The sequence below is a fragment of the Flavobacterium johnsoniae genome (assembly GCF_001879205.1).
Taxonomy (GTDB): domain Bacteria; phylum Bacteroidota; class Bacteroidia; order Flavobacteriales; family Flavobacteriaceae; genus Flavobacterium; species Flavobacterium johnsoniae_A.
In genome coordinates this window covers 266,606-289,857 of the sequence record NZ_MLFK01000013.1, presented here as the reverse complement: position 1 = coordinate 289,857, position 23,252 = coordinate 266,606, and the positions used below count along the sequence as shown (strand labels likewise).

Sequence of the window (23,252 nt, the reverse complement as noted above, 5' to 3'; positions counted from 1 at the left end):
GACCCGTGAAAACGAGTCCTTTTTTTTATTAAATTTCAAATACAAAAAATCCCAAATTCCAATGAGAGTTAATCAATTGGAATTTGGGATTTTTAGTATTGGAATTAACTTAGTTTATCCAGGGAATTCTCCGCCGCCATCACCACCGCCATCATTTTTAGGCTGTGCGTTTCTGTCTCTTTCACTTTTAGGTTTGTTGAAACGATACGTAAATGATAAATTAAATTGACGTCTGCGGAACTGCATTTCGCTGTATGCTTTTTGACTTTCATGCGTCACATCATTTTCCAGATAAGTGTAGGATTTCATGATACGTGAGTTGAAAATATCGCTGATATTGAATGCAATTGTTGCTTTGTCTTTTAAAACATCTTTACTAAAAGCTGTATTCATACCAAACTGACCTAAGTTTTTACCCTGAGCCGTTTTTTGTTCGCCATTGTAAACAGCACTTAACTGCCAGTCTATTTTGTATGGTAATGTTAATTTTGAGTTGATTCTGGCAAACCATGTATTGGCTTGATTATCCAGATTTTGTACAACCGTATTTCCTTTAGTATCTACATAAGTGTTTTCTCCGGTAGATTTTACGTTGTAAAAATTGAAGTTACTGTTAATTCTCCATATTTTGAATGGTGTATAATTCAGCGTAAACTCAAAACCAAATTTTTGTTCTCTCCCTAAGTTAATTGGACGGCTTAAAATAACCGGAATTCCTTCCACTGGATTTTCCGGAGTGGGAGTTACCACCTCGCCATCAGAATTTACAACGTCGCCTGTAGGAGTTCTTACGAAACTGAAAACGTCTTTTGTGTTTTCGAAATATGCCGAAGTATTAAAGGTTAATTTGTCCCAGCGTTTGATGTATCCAATATCGTATTTGTCTGTTAAAGATGGATCTAAATCAGGATTTCCCTGAAAGATATTAACATTACTGGAGTAATTCGTAGCAGGATTCATGAAACGTCCTCTAGGTCTTGATAAACGCTTACTGTAACTTGCTGTAAAGTTGCTTTGATCTGAAATTTCGTAACTAACAAAGGCACTTGGAAATAAGTTGTTGTACTTTTTAGTGTTGAAAACGCCAGTGTCTAATAGATTTACCTGTATGTTAGTGTCTTCCCAGCGCAAACCAAATAAATAAGAGAACTTACTAACTTTGAAACCGTATTGCGAGTAAATTGCGTTTATGTTTTCCTTGTATTCTAATGTATTTGATAATTTTGGATCTGGTTTACCTTGATTGTCGGTTATTACATATTCGTTGTTCAAGTCGCCAAAACTTCCTTTATATCCGGCTTCAAACTGGCTTCCTTCGCCTAATGGCAATACATAATCGGCTTGTAATTGTATTTGTTTCTGAACCTGATCGTTCAGTGTGCTATTGAAATTTGGTGATGCTGTAATGAAACTATTACTATCGTCTGTATTTCTTGAAATCGATAAATCGGCGGTAAGTTTATGTCCTTTATCGTTGAAATTTTTGATTAAGTTTGAAGTATATTCTACGTTTTCGCTTGAGGTTTCCCCGTCATTTAATCGGTATGAATTACCTGTAAAATCATGTGCTGCGCCAAAATTGCTATACGTGATAAAGTCTCTGGTATCGCCGGAACTCTTTTGATAATTGATGGCATTTGTCCAGAATGTATTTGGAGCAACAGTCCATTCTATTCCCGCTCTTCCGTTAAATCCATCAGAAGTTCTTTTAGTATCACGATCTTCGTCAAGAAATCCTTTTGGAGTTCCGTTAGCATTTAAATAAGATGTATTGGTTAAACCTGCACCTTCGCTTGTTCTGCGGTTGTAGCCCAGAGTAGTAAAATAGTTTAATTTCTCTGTTTTGTAATTTAAATTACCGCTTAAACCATACGCTTCAGGAAGTCCTCCCGAAGCAATAAAAGTTCCGTTTAAACCTTGATTTTTTCCTTTTTTAAGAATGATGTTGATGATTCCTGATCCACCTTCGGCATCATAACGTGCTGATGGATTGGTAATAACTTCTACTTTATCAATGGCATCTGCCGGAAGCTGACGCAAAGCTTCGGCAACATTTATCGCGTTTGAAGGCCTTCCGTCAATTAAAATTCGAATATTATCACTTCCTCTTAAACTTACATTTCCTTCGGTATCAACAGAAACAGAAGGTACATTGTCTAAAACATCGCTTACCGTTCCTCCTTTTACCATCATGTCCTGACCAACATTATAAACCTTTTTGTCAAGTTTAATTTCTACTGATGATTTTTCGGCACGAACCACAACTTCATTTAATTGAGCAGCATCTTCAGATAAATTTACATTACCTAAGTTGGTATCGCCCTGAATACTTTTCTGTTTAATTTCTGTAGATTTAAACGAAATGAATTCTACTTTTATATCGTAAGTTCCCGGAGCAACAGCGACTTCAAATTCACCTTTAGGGTTGGTTATTCCCCCGGCAATAACTTTTGTGTCATTTGGAGCCATGATTGAAATAGTAGCATATTCAAGTGGCTGCCTGCTTACTTTTTCAAAAACTTTTCCGGTAACCTTGACCTTGTTTTTTGCAGGTGGTCCCTGTTGTGCATAGGTGTAAAAGCCTGTGAAAAATAGCACAAGCATTACAGCAAAATTGATTTGTTTCATTTTTTTTTCTGGTTTCTTTTCTTCTTAGACGGCAAATGTAGCTTTTGGTTTAAAGAGAAAGATCACAAAAAAATGTTAACAGTTTATTTTAGAATCAATCTAAAAAAGAAGCTACTTTGTCTAAATCTCTTCCAATAATGGCTTTCCCGTCTTTTATTACGATAGGTCTTTCGATTAAAATAGGATTATCGACCATTGCCTGAATTGTTTCATCATCAGTTAGATTTTTTCCTTTGTAATTTTCTATCCAGATTTTTTCTTTGGTTCTGATTAATTCAATAGGTTTTAAATCTAATTTTTTTAGAAGTTCTTTTAAGTCGTCGAAACGTGGAGTTTCGGTTAAGTATGGAATAATTTCATACTCTTCTTTAGTTTGTTCAACAAAAGCCAGACAGTTTCTCGATTTTCCGCAGCGCGGATTATGGTAAATTTGTATCATTTTCTTATATTTAGAGTCTGCTAAAATAGATTTCTTTAAAAAGAGGAGCTTAAGCAATAACAAAAATAGGATTTACTATTAAAATAAAATCTCATTTTAAAACTTTAATTATATGTTTTTAGAACAAGGAGTTAAACCCGAAAATAAATTTTGGAAATATCTTATAGGATCAGTTTTTATCATTACAGCGTCATTTATAGGTCAGATTCCTTTTTCAGCAGCAGTTCTATTAAAAAGTTTCAAGGATAAAAAAGGTTTCCCAACGAATGAGGATGTGGCTTTAAAAATCTTCGAACCCAATCTGACTTTGTTTTTAGTTATGATTTCGTTTGTATTTGCTTTTGCCGGTATTTATTTTGTGGTCAAATACCTGCATCATCAGACCTTGTTGTCTGTGACTGCCTCACGGCCAAAAGTAGATTGGAAACGAGTGACTTTTTCTTTTTTGATATGGTCTGTTTTCTCTATCATTAGCTTTTTTGTTCTTTATTTTCAGTCGCCGGAAGAATTTGTCTGGAATTTTAAATTAATTCCGTTTTTGATTTTGGTTCTGATTGGAACTATTTTAATTCCTATTCAAACCAGTACCGAAGAGTATGTTTTTAGAGGCTATTTAATGCAGGGTTTTGCCAATCTGGCTCATAATAAATGGTTTCCTTTAATGATGACTTCGCTGATATTTGGTTCAATGCATATTTTAAACCCTGAGGTAGAAAAAATGGGTTATATTATTATGGTTTATTATATAGGAACTGGTCTGTTTTTAGGAATAATAACATTAATGGATGATGGTATGGAACTGGCTCTGGGTTTTCATGCTGCTAACAATCTTATAGGAGCTTTATTAGTAACTTCGGATTGGTCTGTTTTTCAGACACATTCTATTTTTAAAGATATGTCAGAGCCTTCTGCTGGCTTTGATGTTATTTTACCGGTTGTAATCGTGTATCCAATTTTGCTTTTCATCTTTAGTAAAAAATACAATTGGACAAATTGGAAAGAAAAGTTAACCGGTACAATTGAGGAAAAAAATAAAGAAACAGCAGAATTTTTAAACTTAAACTAAATTTATTATGTCAAACTTAACTCATAAAAATGTACATAACTATTTTAAACTCGATGGCTATCATCTAAATGCTGCAGATTTATGCCGTATTGGATATAGTTTTATTAAAGAAGGTGATGCCTACGAAAGGGCAATTGGAGAATTTTTTCTGGATTGGTTCGATCATAAAGATTATATCGAAATGACGACTTCTGGAACTACAGGACTGCCTAAACTCGTAAGGTTAGAAAAGCAGGCTATGATTCAATCTGCATTGGCAACGGGAGATTTCTTCGGATTAGAACCGGGAAATAAGGCTTTATTGTGTCTTCCAACACAGTTTATAGCCGGAAAAATGATGCTTGTTCGCAGTTTGATTTTGGGTCTGGAGCTTGATGTCGTTATCCCGAGTACAGAACCTTTGGCTTACAATAATAAGAAATACGATTTTGTGGCAATGGTACCATTGCAGGTACAAAATTCGATTGAAAAACTGGGGAATATAAAAAAGCTAATCATAGGCGGTGCAAAAATTGACAGTGCTCTTGAGGAAAAACTTTTACCATTGAAAACAGAGATTTACGAAACCTATGGAATGACAGAAACGATAACGCATATCGCGGCTAAAAAAGTAGGTGAGAGTGCTTTTTCGATTCTGCCAAATGTAAAAATTGAAAAGGACGATCGAGGGTGCTTGGTGATTCGTGTAGCTTCGATTTCTGATGAGCCAATTGTGACTAATGATCTAGTTGATTTGGTAAGTGATGATCAGTTTGTTTTTCTGGGAAGAATTGATAATGTGATTAATAGTGGAGGAGTAAAGTTGATTCCGGAACAGATTGAAGCTAAATTAACTGACAGGATTTCTAATCGATTTTTTGTAACGGGAGTTCCTGATACTGTTTTAGGAGAAAAATTAATCTTAGTAATTGAAGGAGAAAAATATGATTTTTCAGCAGATTTTTTTGATGTTTTAGGAAAATTTGAAAAACCTAAAGAAGTTGTATTTGTTCCGAAATTCAAAGAAAATGCAAATGGAAAATTACTCCGCAAGTCTAGTTTGAAAGTATAAATATTTTGGTTTTTAAATTATAAAAATGCTTAAAAAAAATAAATCCCAAATTCCAAGTTTTAAAATTGGAATTTGGGATTTAAAATATTGGATTTATTTTTATTTTTTTCTTTCCAAAAGAGCCATATAAAATACGTCAAATCCAGATTCTGATGCCAATAGTTTACGATCTTCTACAAAAGTAAATTGTTGTCCGATTTCTGTTTTTAAGAATTTTTGAACTTGTTCCTGGTTTTCTGATGGCAAAACAGAACAAGTTGCGTAAACTAACTTTCCGCCTGGTTTTACAATTTTAGAATAACTTTCTAAAACTTCACTTTGAACTTTACGAATGTTATCGATAAATTCAGGTTGTAATTTCCATTTAGAATCAGGATTTCTTTTTAAAACTCCTAATCCGCTGCAAGGTGCGTCAATTAAAACACGGTCTGCTTTTTCATGCAGTTTTTTGATCACTTTTGTAGTGTCAATAATACGGTATTCAATATTAAAAGCACCGTTTCTTTTAGCTCTTAATTTTAATTGTTTCAATTTACTTTCGTACAAATCCATTGCAATCAATTGCCCTTTGTTTTCCATTAAAGAAGCAATATGCAATGTTTTGCCACCTGCTCCTGCGCAGGTATCTACAACGCGCATTCCGGGCTTAACATCAAGGAAACCGGCAACTAATTGTGAGTTGGCATCCTGAACTTCAAAAAGTCCTTGTTTAAAAGCATCTGTTAAAAATACATTCGCTCTTTCTTTTAAAACCAAAGCTTCTGGCTGGTCTTTTAAATATTCTGTTTCAATATTTAAATCCATCAAAGTGTTTCTCAGGTTTTCTTTAGTTCCTTTAAGGGTATTGGTTCTCAAAATAACTTTGGCAGGCTGATTTTGAGCAGCGATTTCTTTTGCCCAAACTTTTTCTCCAAGTTCTTTTGCGCCTAATTCGTCCATCCAGTCCGGAATAGATTCTTTTAAAGCTCTCACTTTTGAAAGCTCATCAAAACGGCCTTTAATTTTTCTTTCAGGAGTTCCTTCCAATTGTCTCCAATCCGGAATTGGATATCCTCTTAAAACTGCCCAAACTGCGAACATTCTCCAAAGGTTATCTCTGTCGTAAGGTTCTTTTACTTCGGCAATTTCTGCGTATAATCGTTTCCAGCGAACAATTTCGTATATCGTTTCAGCAACAAACTTCCTGTCAGAACTTCCCCAACGTTTGTCTTTTTTTAATGCTCTGGCTACCACTTTGTCTGCATATTCTCCTTCATTGAAAATTGCGTTCAAAGAATCGATGGTAGTATAAACTAAATTTCTGTGTAATCTCATTTCTAATATTTGAGGTGCAAAGGTACTATTAATTGATTGAAAGTTAAATTTTTAATTTAGATTGTTGTTTAGCTTTCTTTTAAAAGAAAAAAAAACACTCTGATAAAATTTTAAAAGAGTGTTTTTAATAGATTTCTGCGAGCAGTTTTATTTTGTAATTCTTGTTAATCCAATATTTTCCGGAGCGTGAAGCACCATTGGGAATTTCTCTATTTTTACTGAACTGCTGTCTAGACCAAAAGCTCTTTCTTCAGACAAACTCAGTTTTTTAATGAAGAAGTAAGAGTTCATGATGATATTTTCGTGCCATCTTAAATCATTATCATTCGATAGGAATTTCTCCGACAATACAAATTTAAAGTCTCCAATAATATTGTTTTTGTTCAAAGATTCGTAACGGCTGGTAATATCCACTTCACCTCGTTTCACCATGTCGCGAATAACTTCTCTAAACATCAAATTGATTTTTGTAGGTTCTCTAAATCCTAAATTAAAATCGATTCTGTAAATATCGTCTTTCGCAATTTCGGTAACTTTATATTGCGTTTTATAAGGTTCGGTCAAAATATTTACGTGTACAAACCAATAAATATCGGCTCTTTTTGGACGTTTTTGCAGGATCGAGTAAATTACTTTTTCCTCTAATTCGTCAACACGATTCGCATTGGTCATATAAACTAAATGCGTAGCATATTTCGGAATAGATAAGTCTTCACTCAACTCGGTTAACACCTTTTTATAATCGTCAATTTTGATGATTTTAGTATAGCTTTTGTTGATTTTCTTAGCTAAATACCAAATAGTCATGATTGAGATAAGAAGTATCGCAATGATTAATGTTACATAACCGCCTTCGGCAAATTTGGTGATGTTGGCAATAAGGAAGCTAAATTCGATCAATAAATAAATAGTGATAAGCGGTACCATGAAGTACAGTTTAACACGTTTCATTATCAAATAATAATTCAGCAAAATGGTTGTCATGATCATACACAATATAATGGCAAGACCATAAGCATGTTCCATATTTCCTGATTTTTCGAAGTGCAAAACAATCCCAACACAACCAAAAAACAATAACCAGTTAATAGATGGGATATACAGTTGTCCTTTAACTTCTGTAGGATATTTGATTTTTACTTTAGGCCAGAAATTCAAACGCATAGCTTCATTTATCAAAGTAAATGATCCGCTGATAAGTGCTTGTGAAGCGATTACGGCTGCTAAAGTAGCTACTACAATTCCGAATGGTAAAAACCAATGCGGCATAATAAGGTAAAATGGATTTCCGTTTTCTCCACCTAATTGTTGTAATGTGCTTCCTTCGTGGTGAATTAAATAAGCAGCCTGACCAAAGTAGTTTAATACTAAAGTTGTTTTTACAAAAATCCAGCTGATTCTAATATTTTTTCGTCCGCAGTGTCCCATGTCTGAGTACAAAGCTTCGGCTCCGGTTGTACATAAAAATACAAATCCAAGAACAAAGAAACCATCAGGATGAATAGATAGCAGATGATAAGCGTAGTAAGGATTTATCGCTTTAATAACTTCCGGGAAGTTTATAATCTGAATAAAACCTAAGGTTCCTAACATGGCAAACCAAATCAGCATCATTGGGGCGAAAAACTTTCCAACTAATTTAGTTCCAAATTGTTGTATGGTAAATAAAATAAAAAGAATGGTAATAACAATGTAAACAATAGTCTGGGTCTGCATTGTTGGATAAAACGCCCTGATTCCTTCAACAGCTGATGAAATTGAAATTGGCGGTGTTATAATACCGTCAGCAAGTAATGCACTACCTCCAATGATGGCGGGTACAATAAGCCATTGAATTTTAGTTTTCTTGACTAATGCATATAATGCAAAAATACCACCTTCGCCATGATTATCTGCGCTTAAGGTTATAAGAACGTACTTTATTGTAGTTTGCAGTGTTAAAGTCCAAAATACACATGAAATACCTCCTAAAACAATATCGGCATTAATAGTATGGTCGCCAAGAATGGCTTTCATTACATATAATGGAGAAGTTCCAATGTCTCCGTAAATAATCCCTAATGTTATCAATAAACCCCCTATAGACAACTTACTATGTAAGTTTTTATGCGATGCGCTCATGTATATTTTTATAAAAGACGGTTGCAAATTTACTGTTTTAAAACAAATTAGCGGCAATTATAATTAAAAAGATAAAAAAAAGCACAATCCCCAAATTGTGCTTTTAATTTTTAATATAAATTGAAATATTCTTAACCTCTTCTTCCGCCTCCTCTAGAGCCTGAACTGCTTTCTCTTTGCGGTTGGCTGCCTCGGGATTCCTGACTTGCTCTTGGAGATTCAGAACGTTGTGTGTTTTGAGATCTCGATGCATTTGATCTGTTTTCAAAATTTCCTCTGTTTTCAGAGTAGCTTCTTGGAGCTTCTGTTCTTTGCACAGGAGCAGGTCTTGAAGAATTTGTTCTTGTTTCAGAGTAACTTCTCGGTGTTTCTGTTGTTTGAGAAGATGTTCTGTTTGTGTTATATCTGGTTTCTGAATTTACTCTTGGAGAAGAAGAATTAGAATTATTTCTTCCGTAATCTGTTCTTTGAGTATTTTCAGTTCTTGCAGGTGTGTTTACAACCCCGCTGTTGTTTCTATTTGTATTTGATGTACGATTTGTATTGTTGTAACTTCTGTTAGAGTTCCCTCTGTTATCTGTATAATTTCTGTTATCTGTAGAAACTCGTCCTGAATTTGATCTGTTAGAGTTGTAGGTATTTTGAGATCGGTTAGATTCTCTGCTTGCAATTCTTCTTTGATCCAGATCATATCTGTTGCTTACATTAGAATGTCTTTCTGAGAAACTATAGTTGGGTCTCATTCTTTCATAACCGTAAGAACGTCTTGTTTCGTATATAGCCGGAGCTCTATAGCTTCTTCTGGTGTTTACGTAATTATAGCTGTTGTGTACGTTAATGCATACATTTATATTGTTTCTATATCTGTAAACAGGGTAAGGTCTCCATGCGCTGTAATAAGTAGGGTAATATCCCCAGTACCAAGTTGAATAATAAGGTCTGTAGTTGGTAACCCAAAACGAAGTATAAATTACCGGAGCGACACTATAAACAGGCTCATAAATGTAGTTGTCACCGTATAAATAAGTGTTACCTACAACCTGAACGCTTACCTTATTGTAGTTGTCTCTTTCTACATCAATTGTTGCTACATCCTGATAAACATCACGGTCCAAAACAGCCTGTATGATGACCACGTGTGTTCTATCTTCTACAGATTCTATTACACGCAAATAATCTACCTGATCATCTCCGTTTAAGTCAAGGTTAGAGATTTGATATTTTGGATCGTTTAGACGTCTTTCAAAGTCCTGAAGATTTGAAGATTCGCCAAACATAGAAGCAACTGCTCTTAAATCTAAATTATCACTTATATCTGAGTTTTTTGCATAAACAGTAGTTTGATTTTGTGCGGCACAAGAACCAAAAACTAATGCTGTCATCGCTATTAAAAGTAATTTCGTTTTCATGATAAAATCATATTAAATTATTTGTACAATGAGATATCCAATTACTGTGCCATAAATTATTTCTAATGTGTTTGCTTTTGTAACTATCATGTTTTTAGGTAATTGTTGTTTTGTTGAATTGCACCTTGATTTTGATTGAACAAAAAAGATCTGAAAATTATTATTTTCTGAAAAAAAACTAAACATATTTGAGATGTTATAAATAATCGTATTTTAGCATTAAACAAATTTTAATTTATATGAAAAAACTGGTTTTATTTTGTGGTGTTTTTGTTTTGCTAATGTCTTTTACAACATTTAATTACGACACTAAAAAAGTATTTTACGGTGGTTTTACATCCATGACCGTAGATACTTTGTTTAAGGATAAAATTAGTATAAGAGCAATTTTAATTGATAAAAATAAGGTTTGGTACGGGGCAGATAATTCTCGTTTTGGGTATTATGATCTGGATAAAAAAGAAAAATTTGAAGAGCATATTTATCGTGATACGCTTAAATTAGAATTTAGAAGTATCGCTCAGACTTCTAAAGATATCTTTTTGCTTAGTGTAGCAAATCCGGCTTTGCTTTATTCGGTTTCAAAAAAAGACCACAAGTTTAAATTAGTTTATAAAGAAATTAATCCGAAAGTTTTTTATGACAGTATGCAGTTTTGGAATGATAAAGAAGGAATCGCAATTGGCGACCCTACGGAGGATACTTTTTCTGTAATTGTGACTCGCGACGGCGGCGAAACCTGGACAAAATTATTATCAGACAAACTTCCAACAAATGCGTCGGGTGAAGCTGCTTTTGCAGCAAGTAATACCAATATTGTTATAAAAGGAAATGATACCTGGCTGGTTTCCGGAGGTAAAAAAGCACGTGTTTTTTATTCTCCTGATAAAGCAAAAACATGGAAAGTTGTAGAAACACCAATTGTACAAGGGAAATCCATGACCGGGATTTTTACAGCAGATTTTTATGATGCCAAACATGGATTTATTGCCGGAGGAGATTATGATCTTCCAAACAAAAAATCAGATAATAAAGCCTTTACCAAAGATGGAGGAAAAACATGGGAATTAATAGGGCAGAATATGGGTTTTGGATACGCATCGTGTGTACAATATGTTCCGGGAGGAAATGGCCGTGAAATTATTTGTGTTGGATCCGAAGGAATACAATACTCTCAAAATGGAGGCGAAAACTGGACACAGCTGTCTACAGATTCAAAACTTTTTACAATTCGTTTTGTGAACAGAAATACGGCAATTGCTGCAGGACATAATAAAGTAGTACGCCTTAATTTTAAATAAAAAAATAAGAACCCTAAATAATAAAATAAGTATTATTATATAGGGTTCTTATCGCTGTTGTTTCTTATAATGGCAATTAATTTTTACCTGCTTTATCTCGATATTGTTTTAACAATTTTCGGTTAAAATCATCTTCTGATTTTTTAAGCTTTAGTATCTTTTTTGCAGGAAGCACCTTTTTTAGGTTTGTCATGAATTTTTCACGCAAAAGGTATAATTCTTTGTCTGTACTTTCTATTTGAGAAAGCAGTGTTACCGCTTCTTTTTCTGAAATCGAACTTAAATTATCATCATCCAGTTTACGTAAATACGTTTTCATTTTATCATGACGCAATTCAAATTGCTTGTCATCGTATGCATTGTAAATTGGCCAGAATTTTTCGGCTTCTGTCGAAGTAAGTTCAAGTTCTGTCGTTAAAAATGAAACTTTAAATGCTTTAACTTTTTCTCGTTTTTCATCATCTTTATCATTTTGGGCATAAAAGGATAAAGATGCTAAAAACAGAACTACCGTTAATATATTTTTGATTTTCATATTTGTATAATTTTGTTTTTATTCAGAAATTAAGTTTTCAATATTAGGATTTGCTGCTAAAATATCCTCTAAGGTTTCATCTTCCAGAGCAAGATTTTTGTTTAATTTGTCGATGTCTTTAGTGTCTAATTCTTTAATTAAATCATATTGATTTAAATTAGACTGATAAGTTAGATACGTTTCTAAAGTTGCCTCGTCTAATTCTTTTGATGCTTTGTAATAATGATTTGCTGTTGGAATCAGAAAAGCAATGAAAATTGCAGCCGCCGCAGCTATTGAAATAACTTTTTTACGTTTGTAAAGCGGTATTACTTTTACTTCCCTTTCTCTTTCATTGATCTGTTCTAAAACTTTTGCCGAAAAAGTATCAAAATAATGATCCGGGGTTTTAAATCCAGAGGCTGTTTTCGGTTCGTTTTCTAATTTAAATTCTTTCATAATGTCTATAAGATAATATTTGCTATAAAAGGTTTAATTTGATGTAACATATAATTCGATTTTTTTTACCGCATGATGGTAAGATGCTTTTAATGCGCCAACTGATGTTCCCAGAATTTCTGCGATTTCTTCGTATTTTAATTCTTCAAAATATTTCATCTTAAAAACCAGCTGTTGTTTTTCCGGCAGGGTAACGATTGCTTTTTGAAGTTTAATTTGAATTTCATCCCCGTCAAAATAAACGTCAGATTTCAAATTATCGATCGTTTTATTTTGTAAATCTTCAGAAGTTATACCTTTTAATTTTGCTTTCTGATTTAAAAAAGTCAAAGCTTCATTAGTTGCAATTCGGTACATCCAGGAAAAAAGCCTGCTTTCTCCTTTAAAGTTTTTTAAATACTGAAATACCTTAACGAAAGTATTCTGCAAAACATCATCTGCATCATCATGATTCAAAACAATATTTCGAATATGAGAATACAGTGGTCTTTGATAATCAGATATAAGTTTTTGAAACGCTGTGTTCTGCGTTTTAGGATCTAATAATTGTTGTATAAATTCCTTTTCGTCGATCAAACTTCTTGATTTATCAAACTTTATAATCAGTTAGAATGAAATTTATGCAAAAGGTTTAATCAACCTTAAAAAAAATTAAAATTCAGACTGTTCTTCTTCTGGTTTTTGGGCAGGAGTTGTTGTTGGTGCAGGTTTTGGTGCAGCAGGTTTGTGTACAGCAGGTTTTGGTGTCGTTTCTTCTGTATCTGTACTTGTGCTGACATCAGACGAGTAAACAGGAGCGGTAACTGCCGCAGGAACCACTTTTGGTTTAATAGGGAAATAAATTTCAGTGATCAATTTAGACGGACTTTTTACATCCAGTTTGCTTACTTCTAAAATTTCAAGATGCGACCAGCTTAGTTCTGGTGTTATTTTTTCTTTATTAATATAAGCTGTTGTTTTGGCAATAGCTTCACTAGTATGCGCGTAATCACCTTTTAAAGTTGTTTTTACAGCGTCAAAACCATTTAGTTTTCCTGATAAAATATCACTTCCTGAACTAATAGAGATTTCTTTGTTTATTGGAAGACAAATAGAGATTTTAGCCAATCCTTTTGTGGTATCGTAAGTGTGATAAATAATGAAAGGTTTTCCACTTGCGCTTAATCCGTTATTTTCGCTAAACTGAATAAGCTTTGGAATTACGATTCTCGCGTTTTTATTGATTTTCGGAATTTCACTTGTAAAAGTCTGTTTGATATAAGGAGTTTCCGTTTTCTTTACAACTCCATTTACTTGTACAGCATAAGTTTTGGTTTCGTAATCCAGGTTTTTGTCAATGTTTGCAAGGCTTTTTTCATAAATAGTTCCAATAACTTTGTCTGAACCGCCGTTTAATGCTGCGTAAACTTTAAATAAAAAACTCATTGTTCCTTTTGCTTTCCAGGTTACTTTGGTTTTTCCTGCCAAAGTATCTTTAAAAGTCCAGGTTACATCAGCTTCTGTGCCATTGTACTTCATTTTTTGTTCAATACTTTCTCCGTCTTTTGTTTTTACAGTTACTGCATTTCCGGTTTCTTCTTCGTTAGACCAGGAAAATGAACCTCCAATACCGGTAGTTTTATTAGGGAAAGTAAATTTGAATGTTGGATCTTCAACTGCCCAGGATTCAAAATCTTCGTAATTTCTAAAATCATTTACATAATTATAGACAGTTGCCTTTGGCGAATTGATTACTTTACTTCTTTCAACAGAAAAAATCCCTTTTTGGGTAGCAACAAAAACGGTAAGAGCAACTAAACTTAATAATAGTAAAAGGAATAAATATTTTAGAATCTTCATATTGGTGCAGGTTTTTCGTAAAGTTATAAATTTTATTGGGAGACTAAACTATAACTTAAAATAAAAAAATAGATTGTTATCTTTTTAAAAAGATTTTGATGACGAACAAAAGCGCTATAAAAAGCAGGAAAACCAATAATACTTTATAGTTTCCTTTATAAAAAACTTTATGGAGTGCGAGATCTTTGCGATAAGCGAAAATCATTACAATTACAAATGCAATAAAAAAACAGAGTCCGAATATTAATTGTCCTTGACTAAACATACTTAAAAATTATTTTTGACAAATTTAGAGAATTGTATACGATTTGTTGCTAATTTGCCATCTCATTTAATAGAATAAAAACATGAAGAAACAACTTGATGCGGTTACTGAATTTCATACTGCTTTTAAAATAGGCCACAGCCATACTCCAATTGCTGATTTGGGAGAAACTAAAAAACTGCTTCGTTATAATTTAATGAAAGAAGAAAATGAAGAATATCTTGAAGCGGTTCAAAATAATGATTTAGTCGAAATTGCTGACGCTCTTGGAGATATGATGTATATTTTATGCGGTACAATTATCGAACACGGGCTGCAGGATAAAATCGAAGCTGTTTTTGATGAAATCCAACGTAGTAATATGAGTAAGTTGGGCGAAGACGGTCAGCCGATTTACCGCGAAGACGGAAAAGTGATGAAAGGACCAAATTATTTTAAACCTGATTTCTCTAAACTTTTATAAAGATTAACCGCAAAGAGCGCTAAGTTTTTTTGCAGCTCTTGTGAAAATAACGCAAAGTTCGCAAAGCTTATCAATTCCAGCTTTGCGAACTTTGTGTGTATTTATTATTACTAATATTAAAAACCTTTACGCTCTTTGCGGTAAAATTGCTTTTGCATTTTAATATTCATAATAAAATAGAAAACCCGATAAACTTTAATTTATCGGGTTTGTTTTTATAATCAATTATGGATTATTGTACCTTAACAGTCCATCCGTAAGTATCTTCAGAAAGTTTATTTTGAAGACTTGTTAGTTTTTCTTTTAAGAAAGAAGCGTATGAGTTCTCAACAGGAGTCATCTCAAAGTATTCTCCTTTATATGAGAATCCTTTAATTACACTAATAACTGCCGCAGTTCCCGCTCCAAAAATTTCTTTTAAAGATCCGTTTTTCGCAGCTTCTACTAATTCTGAAACAATTACCGGACGAACTTCAACTTTTAATCCTTCTTTTTCAGCCATTGTAATTAAACTTTTTCTGGTAATACCATCTAAAATTCTCTCACTTGTTGGAGCTGTTAATAAAGTATCGTTGATTCTGAAGAAAACGTTCATTGTTCCTGCTTCTTCTAATTTTGTATGCGTAGCATCATCAGTCCAGATAACTTGCTGGAAACCTTCTTTGTTTGCCAGGTTAGTTGGGTAAAACTGTGCAGCATAGTTTCCGGCTGCTTTTGCAGCACCAATTCCACCATTCGCAGCTCTACTGTAATGTTCAGCAATAATTACTTTTACTTCGCCTCCATAATAAGATTTTGCAGGAGAAAGTAAAATCATAAATTTATATTCGTCAGACGGATTTGCAATAACACCAGGTCCTGTAGCGATCATAAAAGGACGAATGTACATACTGGCTCCGTTACCTCTTTGAATCCATTCTTGGTCGATTTTCAATAATTCATTTAAACCTTCCATAAACACATCTTCTGGTACTTCCGGCATGGCCATACGAACTGCAGAATTGTTGAAACGTTTGTAGTTTTCATCAGGTCTAAACAACCAAACATCATTGTTCTCATCTTTGTAAGCTTTCATTCCTTCAAAAATAGCTTGTCCATAATGAAAGACTTTAGAAGATGGATCCATCAAAATAGGAGCATAAGGCTTAATGACCGGAGTCTGCCATTGTCCGTTTTTGTAATCACATTCAAATAAATGGTCTGTAAATACAGCACCAAAGCTTAAGTTTTCAAAGTCTACAGAACTTATCTTAGAAGAATCAGCTTTTCTGATTTCAATTTTGCTTGTTTGAGTTGTACTCATAATTATGTAAAGTTTTTATCTAATTTGTATTCTTTCAATGAAAATATAACGTAATGATCTGATGAAGAATAGGTTTTGTTGAATGCAAAATTACGGAAAAATATATAATTTGCTTAGTAAAACTGCATTAATTCCTGTGTTTGACTGAGATTTATTTATCTTATAATAAACCTAAAATTTTAGGGAAGTTTTATAAAGAATTTATGAAAAAACTGTCGTTTTTTAAGGCTTTACGCATTTGTTTTGATTAAATTTGACTGATAAAATGGACTCAAACCCGAGAAATTACCATTGTAAAATTCGAAAATTGTGAAAAGAGAAATAATAAAAACGCTAGATGGCTCAACGACAATTCATTTAGAAGAATGGAATGAAAGTTATCATTCTAAACACGGTGCAATTCAGGAAGCAAAACATGTATTTATAAAAAATGGTTTGTCATTATTTGAAAATAATCCGGTTTCTATTCTCGAAATTGGTTTTGGAACCGGACTTAATGCTTTTATCACTTTTCTAGAATCAGAACAAAAAACGCAGCAAATTGATTACGTAGGGATAGAGGCTTATCCTGTTAATGCCGACGAAGTCATGGCTATGAATTATGTGGCAGAACTCGAAGCATTGGAATTTGAAAACATTTTCCAAAAAATGCATAAATGTGAATGGAATGAGAAAACCGAAATTAGCAGTCAATTCTCGTTAACCAAAAGGAAACAATTTTTTGATGAAATTGACGATTTAGAAATTTTTGATTTGATTTACTTTGACGCTTTTGGATATCGTGTCCAGCCGGAGCTTTGGAGTACCGAGATTTTTCAGAAAATGTACAATAGTTTAAAGCCAAATGGAGTTTTGGTTACTTACGCCGCAAGAGGAGTTGTTAAAAGAAGCATGATTTCTGTTGGATTTACGGTTGAGAAATTGGCAGGTCCTCCAGGGAAACGAGAAATGTTTAGAGCCTTTAAAAAGGTTTAAATGAGTTGTTTAGAATCATTCTATATTGATTTATATGTTTTAAGAAAACGTATTCGTTGCTAAAGTTTTTAAAAAAATAAGTTAAAATGAATGCCTATGAATGTTATTTGATTAAATTTGTTGCGAGTTTAAAAATATAGATAACCCCCGAAAATCTTATTTTATTATGTCTAAAATGATGTTTGATTACACGAAATCAATACTTGAGAGAGTTAGTTTCGATCCGATACTTTTCTGCAAAGAATTAGAAAAAGCTATCAAAACCCTGTTACCATACGAAATGGAACAATTGCAAGAATGGTTATTGAATTTTATTATTGAGAAACCAGAATTAAAACAAAGTCTACTTCTAATTAAAGTATAAAGAAAAAGGAGCCAAATTGGCTCCTTTTTTTATGATTGCTTTTTTTGCAGCGGACTGATGATTTGAACATTTTGAAAAACAATTGCCCCTTTTACAACGCCGGCAATTGTAGATCGAATGGCATCAATGATTTGCATTTTTAATTCGCTCTTTGGGTAAATTAAACTTACCTCTCGGGCGGGTTTTGGTTCCTTAAAGTTTCGTAGTTTCAGTTTGTCGGAATCTTTTAAGTCTAAGGTGTGCAGGTACGGAAGTAACGTTGTGCCCAAACCTTCATCGGCTAATTTTATTAGAGTTTCAAAACTGCCGCTTTGAATCTGAAAATTATTCTGGTCGATGTCTGTACCGTTTTTGCACAAGTTTAAAATTCCGTCTCTAAAGCAATGCCCGTCTTGCAAAAGCAGGATTTCGTTAATGTTTAAATCTGCAACTTCAATTTCTTGTTTTTCAAAAACAGCATGATGTTCCGGAATGTAAGCCACAAAAGGCTCAAAATACAAAACAATTTCTTTAATTTTTTCGTCTTCCAAAGGTGTTGCCGCAATTGCCGCATCAAGATGGCCGTTCTTTAGTTTTACAATAATTTCATCTGTATTAAGCTCTTCAATTAAAAGTTTAACTTTTGGGTATTTCTTGATGAAATTATTTAAAAACATAGGTAAAAGCGTTGGCATAATCGTAGGGATAATTCCCAAACGAAATTCTCCGCCAATAAAACCTTTTTGCTGCTCCACGATGTCTTTTATTCTGTCGGCTTCGTTTACAATATTTTTAGCTTGATTTACAATCTTTTGGCCAATATCTGTAAGCTGGATCGGTTTCTTGCTTCTGTCGAAAATTAAAATATTAAGTTCTTCTTCAATTTTTTGAATCTGCATACTTAATGTTGGTTGTGTTACGAAACATTTTTCGGCAGCAAGTGTAAAGTTTTTATGCTCTGCAACAGCTAACACATATTGTAATTGAGTGATCGTCATTTTGATAGTATTTTGTGATGCAAAAATAGGTAAATATAATTTTTTTTTATAATTTTTTTATAGGAGATGCTTTATTTTTGTAGTAACTTAGTGATTAAAATACAATATTATGAAAACAAATATTTTAGGATTGCCTGTAAAAGAGTCGGAATTATTAGTAAAAGAATTAAATGTGCTGTTGTCGAATTTTCAGGTTTATTATCAAAATTTAAGAGGAATTCACTGGAATATTAGAGGAAAACGTTTCTTTGATTTACATGTGAAATTTGAAGAACTATATACAGATTCACAATTAAAAATTGATATGATCGCTGAAAGGGTGCTTACAATTGGAGGGACTCCGCTGCATACTTTTGAAGATTATATTAAAAACAACAAATTAACGGTTGGAAAAAATATTTCAAATGATGAAAAAGCAGTACAGCTGATTGTTAACTCTTTATCAGATTTGTTAAAAATTGAAAGAGAAATTCTAAACAAATCAGATGAAATAAATGATGAAGGTACAAATTCAATGATGAGTGACTTTATTGCAGAGCAGGAAAAAACAATCTGGATGATGAATGCATGGTTAGATGAAACCTTGTAATGAGTTGTTTGTTAATATGTTAAAAAAGCAGAATGATCGAATTTGATCATTCTGCTTTTCTTTTTTGTTAAAATTGTATAAAATTTTTGCCTTGTCGCTTTGATTTTATTTGTTTAACGCTATTTTTGCCTCAATGAAATTAGTAGCCCGCATATTATTATTCATATTTATTGCTTTCTTATCGACCCCAACAATTGTTCAGGCGATAAAGAAAGGGAATAATACTTGCATGTCTTTTAGTTTCTCTGAAGAAGAAGTTCATAAAGAACTTAAAGCTGCAGTGCATCCTGTTATTTTAGAGCATGAAGTGCTGATGCCTGTTTATATTCAAAAGAAAACGATTGTTTCTGAAAACATCGTAAAACTTGATAATATTTCTCCGAGCATATTTGCTCCACCTCCCAATTTAATATAATACTTCCGATTATTTGAAAGCAGCTGTATTTAGAATAAATGCAGTAGATCTTTAATGTATCAATTTTTAGTATTGTATTATGACAAAAAAAATCAATCTTTTTGCCAACCTTAAATCTGATTTTGCTTCAGGTTTAGTGGTTTTTTTGGTGGCTCTTCCATTGTGTTTAGGTATTGCAATGGCCTCTGGAGCGCCGTTATTTTCTGGAATTATTGCAGGTGTTATTGGTGGTATTGTGGTAGGTTATTTAAGCCAGTCACATATCAGCGTTTCCGGACCTGCCGCTGGTTTAACAGCTATTATATTAACCGCTATTACTGATTTTGGCGCTTTTGATGTGTTTTTACTGTCTGTTTTTATTGCAGGAATAATTCAATTAGCATTAGGATTTTTAAAAGCCGGAAGTATATCCAATTATTTTCCAACTAACGTAATCGAAGGAATGTTAGCGGGTATTGGAATTATTATTATTCTAAAACAAATTCCGCACGCTGTTGGTTACGATGCTGATTTTGAAGGTGATCAGGCCTTTATTCAAAATGACGGAAGCAATTCGTTTTCTTTTCTTTTTGATGTTTTAAATCACATTCACCTTGGTGCAGTTTTAGTTTCAGTAGTATCATTAATCGTTTTAATTTCTTGGGATAAAGTTCCTTTTTTAAAGAAATTAAAGTTGGTGCCTGGCGCTCTTGTTGCTGTTATACTGGGGGTATTATTAAATGAATTTTTTATAGCTTCAGGAAGCTCATTGGCAATTGCAAAAGAGCATTTGGTTTCTTTGCCAGTTCCAAAATCTTTTGATGAATTTAAGTCTATTCTAATTATGCCAAACTTTGCGGCAGTAACAAATCCGCAGGTTTGGGTTGTAGCTGTTACAATTGCCATTGTTGCTTCTATTGAAACACTTTTGTGTATCGAAGCTTCAGATAGAATGGATGTTCAGAAACGTTATACCAATACAAATGTTGAGCTTAGAGCACAAGGTATTGGTAATATGGTAAGTTCTCTTTTAGGAGGGCTTCCTATGACATCAGTAGTCGTTAGATCATCTGCAAACAACAATGCAGGGGCAAAATCTAAAATGTCGGCTATCATACATGGTGTCCTTTTATTAATAAGTGTTTTATCTATTCCTGCCATTTTAAATAAAATTCCATTGGCAACATTGGCAACAGTTTTAATCTTAGTAGGATATAAATTAGCAAAACCAGCAACCTTTATGCATTTCTGGGAAAAGGGGAAATACCAGTTTGTCCCTTTTATTGCAACTTTGGTCTTTGTTGTTGCGACAGATTTGCTTAAAGGAGTTGCTTTAGGAATTATCATTAGTATTATTTTTGTTTTAAGAGGAAACCTAAAACGAGCATACAACTTCAAAAAAGAAGAATACGAAGACGGCGATATTATCCATATCGATTTGGCGCAGGAAGTTTCATTTTTAAATAAAGCTGCGATAAAACAGACATTAAGTGAAATTCCTGAAAATTCCAGAGTGATTATCAATGCGCATGATACTGAGTATATTGCTCATGATGTTCTGGATTTAATTCGTGAATTTAAAGAAACCCGTGCAATTGATGAAAACATCAAAGTAAAACTAAAAGGTTTTAAAGAGGCTTATGAATTAGAGAACACTCCGGATAATAATAATCACGTAACTATCGAACATTATTATGATGTTGCAAAGCGTGCATTAGTTAAGAAAGAAGAAGTAAAAGAAAATTTTTAAACAAATTATATAAATAAAGATATTAATCAGGCTTGAGAAATATCAAAATTTAAATAACTTTACAGTAAAGTCTTTTTGATATGCTTAAGCATTGAAAATACAAAAAAATAAAAAAGAATGAGAAAGTTTTATGAACAAATACTAGAGAATAATAAAAAGTGGGTTGAAGATTCATTGGCAAAAGATCCTAATTACTTTGCTGATTTAGCAAAAGGACAATCTCCTCCATTATTATGGATTGGATGTTCTGACAGCCGTGTACCAGCAAACGAAATCATTGGTGCTAAACCAGGAGAGGTGTTTGTACACAGAAATATTGCGAACATGGTCGTTCACTCTGATATGAATATGTTAAGTGTATTAGATTATGCAGTAAATGTTTTAAAAGTAAAACACGTTATTGTCTGCGGTCATTATGGCTGTGGAGGTGTAAAAGCGGCGATGGGTCAGCAATCTGTTGGAATTATCGACAACTGGATTCGTCATATTAAAGATGAGTACCGTTTACACGATAAATACTTAAATTCAATTGCAGATGAAACAGAGCGTTTTAATGCCTTTGTAGAAATCAATGCAAAAGAGCAGGTTTATAATCTGGCAAAAACTTCGATTGTACAGGGAGCCTGGAAAAATGGTCAGGACTTAATGCTTCACGGATGGGTTTATGGATTAAATTCTGGTTTTGTAACCGATTTAAATGTAAACATCAGTTCGAATGATGAGTTAGATGAAGTTTACCAGCTTACAAATCTATAAAAAAATAAAAATCGCCTCAAAAGGGCGATTTTTTTTATTCGTTTTCGTCTAGATTTTCATTAAATGCAGATGGTAACATTGTTGGGATAAACTTTATTAAAATAGGCAATAGTAAACTGCCTCCCGGAAGTAAAAATATAGTTAGCGACGGAATTGTTTTACAAATATCCAAAAGCTGTTTTTTTACTTTTTTCTTTTCCTTTGCATCCAGATCCCTGGTGGTAGAATAAGCTAGTAGAACCATTAATTCTTTACTCTGAACAATTTCCTTAATTAATCTGTTTTTGTTTCTTATAATCAGTTTTACAACGCTGTGCGTCATCTGGTCATAAAAATGCTTAACCGGATTTGAATAGTTAAAGTAAGGTATTTTCTTTTTATGTGTCGTAATGAAAGTATGAGTAGTATCGATACTCTGAGTTACAAAATCATCAGAAACTCCCATCATTGATCCTAAAGAATATAAAAAATACGATTCTTCATTTTCTACAACACCATCGCTCCATAAAGCCATTCCGGCCATATCTATTAAATAGTAATGCTCCAGCTTATTTTTAAAATAGTCTAATTGCAGTGTTTCTAATGTTTCAACCGTTACTTTTGAGAATTTAGAATAACGTATAGAGGCTTCAAAAAGCTTAATCAGTAAATCATCGTGCTGCGATTTGATTGTTTTAGTTTTTAAGGCAAGGCCTACAATTCCCAGAACCGTTTCTTCAATACGTTTTAGATATTTTTCAGGAATCTCTCCATGTTCTAAATATTGTCTGAATGCCAAAACATCAATAAACAAGAGTGCATTAGTTACTAAATGCGAAAAGTTCTTGCTTATAATACTGTCGTTTGTTTGTACTCTTTCATCAATTATACTTTCTAATGATAAAGAAGGAGAGTCTTTTGGCAGGAGCATTTTAAACAAGTTAAACCCTTCCGGATTCATTTGCTTGTAGAATTTCAATACTTCAGCAATAAAGTTATTAGGTTCAGAACTTCTTTTTTCTAAACAAAAAACATGATAAAGTGTGTTTAATAAGGCAACTTTAGAAATTTCGGTTTTAAACCAGCCTTTTATCGGAATTGGAACTTGAGAATTAATTGCAATGATATGACCGTAGATAAAACCGGTCTCTCTTACTTTATAGTAAAAGGAATCAGCAGTTTCAAAAGGAATTGCTTCTGAAAACTTCTGCTCGCTAAAAAATTTATCTATCCAGCCGTGTGCTGATGGGTTAATCATTGAATTGAATTTATAGCTGCAAAGCTATATCTTTTTAT

22 protein-coding genes are annotated in these 23,252 nt (G+C 33.1%); 10 read left to right on the top strand and 12 right to left on the bottom strand.

The features are described from left to right. Nucleotides 1–114: 114 nt before the first annotated feature. Nucleotides 115–2,628: an outer membrane beta-barrel family protein gene (locus BKM63_RS23280; protein WP_071638963.1), complete on the bottom strand. Its 2,514-nt coding sequence runs from the start codon at nucleotides 2,626–2,628 to the stop codon at nucleotides 115–117. Between the two features lie 94 nt (nucleotides 2,629–2,722). Beyond that, a complete protein-coding gene (gene arsC, locus BKM63_RS23275; RefSeq protein WP_071638962.1) occupies nucleotides 2,723–3,067 on the bottom strand; it encodes an arsenate reductase (glutaredoxin) in 345 nt (114 codons plus the stop codon). Nucleotides 3,068–3,179: 112 nt separating this feature from the next. Between arsC and BKM63_RS23270 the strand changes: the two genes are divergently transcribed. Then, the gene (locus BKM63_RS23270; protein WP_071638961.1) at nucleotides 3,180–4,133 is read left to right on the top strand and encodes a CPBP family intramembrane glutamic endopeptidase; all 954 of its coding nucleotides are present in this window, start codon (nucleotides 3,180–3,182) and stop codon (nucleotides 4,131–4,133) included. Nucleotides 4,134–4,140: 7 nt separating this feature from the next. After that, nucleotides 4,141–5,184 (top strand): AMP-binding protein, encoded by a 1,044-nt coding sequence (locus BKM63_RS23265; protein WP_071638960.1) that lies wholly within the window; start codon nucleotides 4,141–4,143, stop codon nucleotides 5,182–5,184. Nucleotides 5,185–5,283: 99 nt separating this feature from the next. On the opposite strand, the gene BKM63_RS23260 is transcribed toward BKM63_RS23265, so the two are convergent. From BKM63_RS23260 to BKM63_RS23250, 3 genes are all read right to left on the bottom strand, one after another. Continuing rightward, nucleotides 5,284–6,498 (bottom strand): RsmB/NOP family class I SAM-dependent RNA methyltransferase, encoded by a 1,215-nt coding sequence (locus BKM63_RS23260; protein ID WP_071638959.1) that lies wholly within the window; start codon nucleotides 6,496–6,498, stop codon nucleotides 5,284–5,286. A 147-nt stretch (nucleotides 6,499–6,645) separates the two neighbouring features. Continuing rightward, complete coding sequence (locus BKM63_RS23255) at nucleotides 6,646–8,619, bottom strand: KUP/HAK/KT family potassium transporter (protein WP_071638958.1); 1,974 nt, start codon at nucleotides 8,617–8,619, stop codon at nucleotides 6,646–6,648. 131 nt (nucleotides 8,620–8,750) lie between these two features. Then, nucleotides 8,751–10,028, bottom strand: coding sequence for a hypothetical protein (locus tag BKM63_RS23250; RefSeq protein ID WP_071638957.1), 1,278 nt, complete (start codon nucleotides 10,026–10,028; stop codon nucleotides 8,751–8,753). Between the two features lie 239 nt (nucleotides 10,029–10,267). Between BKM63_RS23250 and BKM63_RS23245 the strand changes: the two genes are divergently transcribed. Then, the gene (locus BKM63_RS23245) at nucleotides 10,268–11,329 is read left to right on the top strand and encodes an oxidoreductase (protein ID WP_071638956.1); all 1,062 of its coding nucleotides are present in this window, start codon (nucleotides 10,268–10,270) and stop codon (nucleotides 11,327–11,329) included. Nucleotides 11,330–11,405: 76 nt separating this feature from the next. Here the strand turns inward: BKM63_RS23245 and BKM63_RS23240 are convergent, their stop codons facing one another. The 4 genes from BKM63_RS23240 to BKM63_RS23225 all read right to left on the bottom strand — a co-directional run bounded on the left by BKM63_RS23240 (nucleotide 11,406) and on the right by BKM63_RS23225 (nucleotide 14,141). Next, on the bottom strand, nucleotides 11,406–11,864 hold the full coding sequence (locus BKM63_RS23240; protein ID WP_071638955.1) for a sensor of ECF-type sigma factor: 459 nt from the start codon (nucleotides 11,862–11,864) through the stop codon (nucleotides 11,406–11,408). An 18-nt stretch (nucleotides 11,865–11,882) separates the two neighbouring features. Next, a complete protein-coding gene (locus BKM63_RS23235; protein ID WP_071638954.1) occupies nucleotides 11,883–12,302 on the bottom strand; it encodes a hypothetical protein in 420 nt (139 codons plus the stop codon). Between the two features lie 33 nt (nucleotides 12,303–12,335). Beyond that, nucleotides 12,336–12,878: an RNA polymerase sigma factor gene (locus tag BKM63_RS23230; protein ID WP_071638953.1), complete on the bottom strand. Its 543-nt coding sequence runs from the start codon at nucleotides 12,876–12,878 to the stop codon at nucleotides 12,336–12,338. Nucleotides 12,879–12,953: 75 nt separating this feature from the next. Beyond that, nucleotides 12,954–14,141 carry an SRPBCC family protein gene (locus BKM63_RS23225; RefSeq protein WP_071638952.1) on the bottom strand — a complete coding sequence of 396 codons (1,188 nt, stop codon included), beginning with the start codon at nucleotides 14,139–14,141 and terminating at the stop codon, nucleotides 12,954–12,956. A gap of 347 nt (nucleotides 14,142–14,488) precedes the next feature. On the opposite strand from BKM63_RS23225, the gene BKM63_RS23215 reads away from it, so the two are divergent. Beyond that, the gene (locus tag BKM63_RS23215) at nucleotides 14,489–14,869 is read left to right on the top strand and encodes a nucleoside triphosphate pyrophosphohydrolase family protein (RefSeq protein ID WP_071638951.1); all 381 of its coding nucleotides are present in this window, start codon (nucleotides 14,489–14,491) and stop codon (nucleotides 14,867–14,869) included. Nucleotides 14,870–15,101: 232 nt separating this feature from the next. Here the strand turns inward: BKM63_RS23215 and BKM63_RS23210 are convergent, their stop codons facing one another. Continuing rightward, complete coding sequence (locus tag BKM63_RS23210; RefSeq protein ID WP_071638950.1) at nucleotides 15,102–16,172, bottom strand: branched-chain amino acid aminotransferase; 1,071 nt, start codon at nucleotides 16,170–16,172, stop codon at nucleotides 15,102–15,104. A 309-nt stretch (nucleotides 16,173–16,481) separates the two neighbouring features. Here BKM63_RS23210 and mnmD point away from each other — a divergent pair, with 309 nt between their 5' ends. After that, nucleotides 16,482–17,147 (top strand): tRNA (5-methylaminomethyl-2-thiouridine)(34)-methyltransferase MnmD, encoded by a 666-nt coding sequence (gene mnmD / locus BKM63_RS23205; protein WP_071638949.1) that lies wholly within the window; start codon nucleotides 16,482–16,484, stop codon nucleotides 17,145–17,147. Between the two features lie 166 nt (nucleotides 17,148–17,313). Beyond that, nucleotides 17,314–17,511, top strand: a complete 198-nt coding sequence (locus BKM63_RS24010; protein ID WP_017496117.1) for a hypothetical protein — start codon at nucleotides 17,314–17,316, stop codon at nucleotides 17,509–17,511. A 29-nt stretch (nucleotides 17,512–17,540) separates the two neighbouring features. Here the strand turns inward: BKM63_RS24010 and BKM63_RS23195 are convergent, their stop codons facing one another. After that, complete coding sequence (locus BKM63_RS23195) at nucleotides 17,541–18,488, bottom strand: LysR substrate-binding domain-containing protein (protein WP_071638948.1); 948 nt, start codon at nucleotides 18,486–18,488, stop codon at nucleotides 17,541–17,543. A gap of 109 nt (nucleotides 18,489–18,597) precedes the next feature. Between BKM63_RS23195 and BKM63_RS23190 the strand changes: the two genes are divergently transcribed. The 4 genes from BKM63_RS23190 (at nucleotide 18,598) to can (ending at nucleotide 21,977) form a co-directional block, all read left to right on the top strand. After that, a complete protein-coding gene (locus BKM63_RS23190; protein WP_071638947.1) occupies nucleotides 18,598–19,077 on the top strand; it encodes a Dps family protein in 480 nt (159 codons plus the stop codon). A gap of 133 nt (nucleotides 19,078–19,210) precedes the next feature. After that, the gene (locus tag BKM63_RS23185) at nucleotides 19,211–19,492 is read left to right on the top strand and encodes a hypothetical protein (RefSeq protein ID WP_071638946.1); all 282 of its coding nucleotides are present in this window, start codon (nucleotides 19,211–19,213) and stop codon (nucleotides 19,490–19,492) included. A gap of 79 nt (nucleotides 19,493–19,571) precedes the next feature. Beyond that, nucleotides 19,572–21,221, top strand: coding sequence for a SulP family inorganic anion transporter (locus tag BKM63_RS23180; protein ID WP_071638945.1), 1,650 nt, complete (start codon nucleotides 19,572–19,574; stop codon nucleotides 21,219–21,221). Between the two features lie 117 nt (nucleotides 21,222–21,338). After that, on the top strand, nucleotides 21,339–21,977 hold the full coding sequence (gene can / locus BKM63_RS23175; protein WP_071638944.1) for a carbonate dehydratase: 639 nt from the start codon (nucleotides 21,339–21,341) through the stop codon (nucleotides 21,975–21,977). 34 nt (nucleotides 21,978–22,011) lie between these two features. Here can and BKM63_RS23170 read toward each other — a convergent pair whose 3' ends face one another. Beyond that, the gene (locus tag BKM63_RS23170) at nucleotides 22,012–23,214 is read right to left on the bottom strand and encodes an LETM1-related biofilm-associated protein (RefSeq protein WP_071638943.1); all 1,203 of its coding nucleotides are present in this window, start codon (nucleotides 23,212–23,214) and stop codon (nucleotides 22,012–22,014) included. Nucleotides 23,215–23,252: the final 38 nt, after the last annotated feature.

Bases quoted from the DNA above. Each gene is read 5' to 3' on its own strand.
- can (WP_071638944.1), top strand. From the start codon at position 21,339: ATGAGAAAGTTTTATGAACAAATACTAGAGAATAATAAAAAGTGGGTT.
- BKM63_RS23265 (WP_071638960.1), top strand. From the start codon at position 4,141: ATGTCAAACTTAACTCATAAAAATGTACATAACTATTTTAAACTCGAT.
- BKM63_RS23170 (WP_071638943.1), bottom strand. From the start codon at position 23,214: ATGATTAACCCATCAGCACACGGCTGGATAGATAAATTTTTTAGCGAG.
- BKM63_RS23185 (WP_071638946.1), top strand. From the start codon at position 19,211: ATGAAATTAGTAGCCCGCATATTATTATTCATATTTATTGCTTTCTTA.
- BKM63_RS23240 (WP_071638955.1), bottom strand. From the start codon at position 11,864: ATGAAAATCAAAAATATATTAACGGTAGTTCTGTTTTTAGCATCTTTA.
- BKM63_RS23255 (WP_071638958.1), bottom strand. From the start codon at position 8,619: ATGAGCGCATCGCATAAAAACTTACATAGTAAGTTGTCTATAGGGGGT.
- BKM63_RS23245 (WP_071638956.1), top strand. From the start codon at position 10,268: ATGAAAAAACTGGTTTTATTTTGTGGTGTTTTTGTTTTGCTAATGTCT.
- BKM63_RS23195 (WP_071638948.1), bottom strand. From the start codon at position 18,488: ATGACGATCACTCAATTACAATATGTGTTAGCTGTTGCAGAGCATAAA.
- BKM63_RS23260 (WP_071638959.1), bottom strand. From the start codon at position 6,498: ATGAGATTACACAGAAATTTAGTTTATACTACCATCGATTCTTTGAAC.
- BKM63_RS23280 (WP_071638963.1), bottom strand. From the start codon at position 2,628: ATGAAACAAATCAATTTTGCTGTAATGCTTGTGCTATTTTTCACAGGC.
- arsC (WP_071638962.1), bottom strand. From the start codon at position 3,067: ATGATACAAATTTACCATAATCCGCGCTGCGGAAAATCGAGAAACTGT.
- BKM63_RS23250 (WP_071638957.1), bottom strand. From the start codon at position 10,028: ATGAAAACGAAATTACTTTTAATAGCGATGACAGCATTAGTTTTTGGT.
- BKM63_RS23270 (WP_071638961.1), top strand. From the start codon at position 3,180: ATGTTTTTAGAACAAGGAGTTAAACCCGAAAATAAATTTTGGAAATAT.
- BKM63_RS23190 (WP_071638947.1), top strand. From the start codon at position 18,598: ATGAAAACAAATATTTTAGGATTGCCTGTAAAAGAGTCGGAATTATTA.
- BKM63_RS23215 (WP_071638951.1), top strand. From the start codon at position 14,489: ATGAAGAAACAACTTGATGCGGTTACTGAATTTCATACTGCTTTTAAA.
- BKM63_RS24010 (WP_017496117.1), top strand. From the start codon at position 17,314: ATGTCTAAAATGATGTTTGATTACACGAAATCAATACTTGAGAGAGTT.
- BKM63_RS23210 (WP_071638950.1), bottom strand. From the start codon at position 16,172: ATGAGTACAACTCAAACAAGCAAAATTGAAATCAGAAAAGCTGATTCT.
- BKM63_RS23225 (WP_071638952.1), bottom strand. From the start codon at position 14,141: ATGAAGATTCTAAAATATTTATTCCTTTTACTATTATTAAGTTTAGTT.
- BKM63_RS23180 (WP_071638945.1), top strand. From the start codon at position 19,572: ATGACAAAAAAAATCAATCTTTTTGCCAACCTTAAATCTGATTTTGCT.
- BKM63_RS23235 (WP_071638954.1), bottom strand. From the start codon at position 12,302: ATGAAAGAATTTAAATTAGAAAACGAACCGAAAACAGCCTCTGGATTT.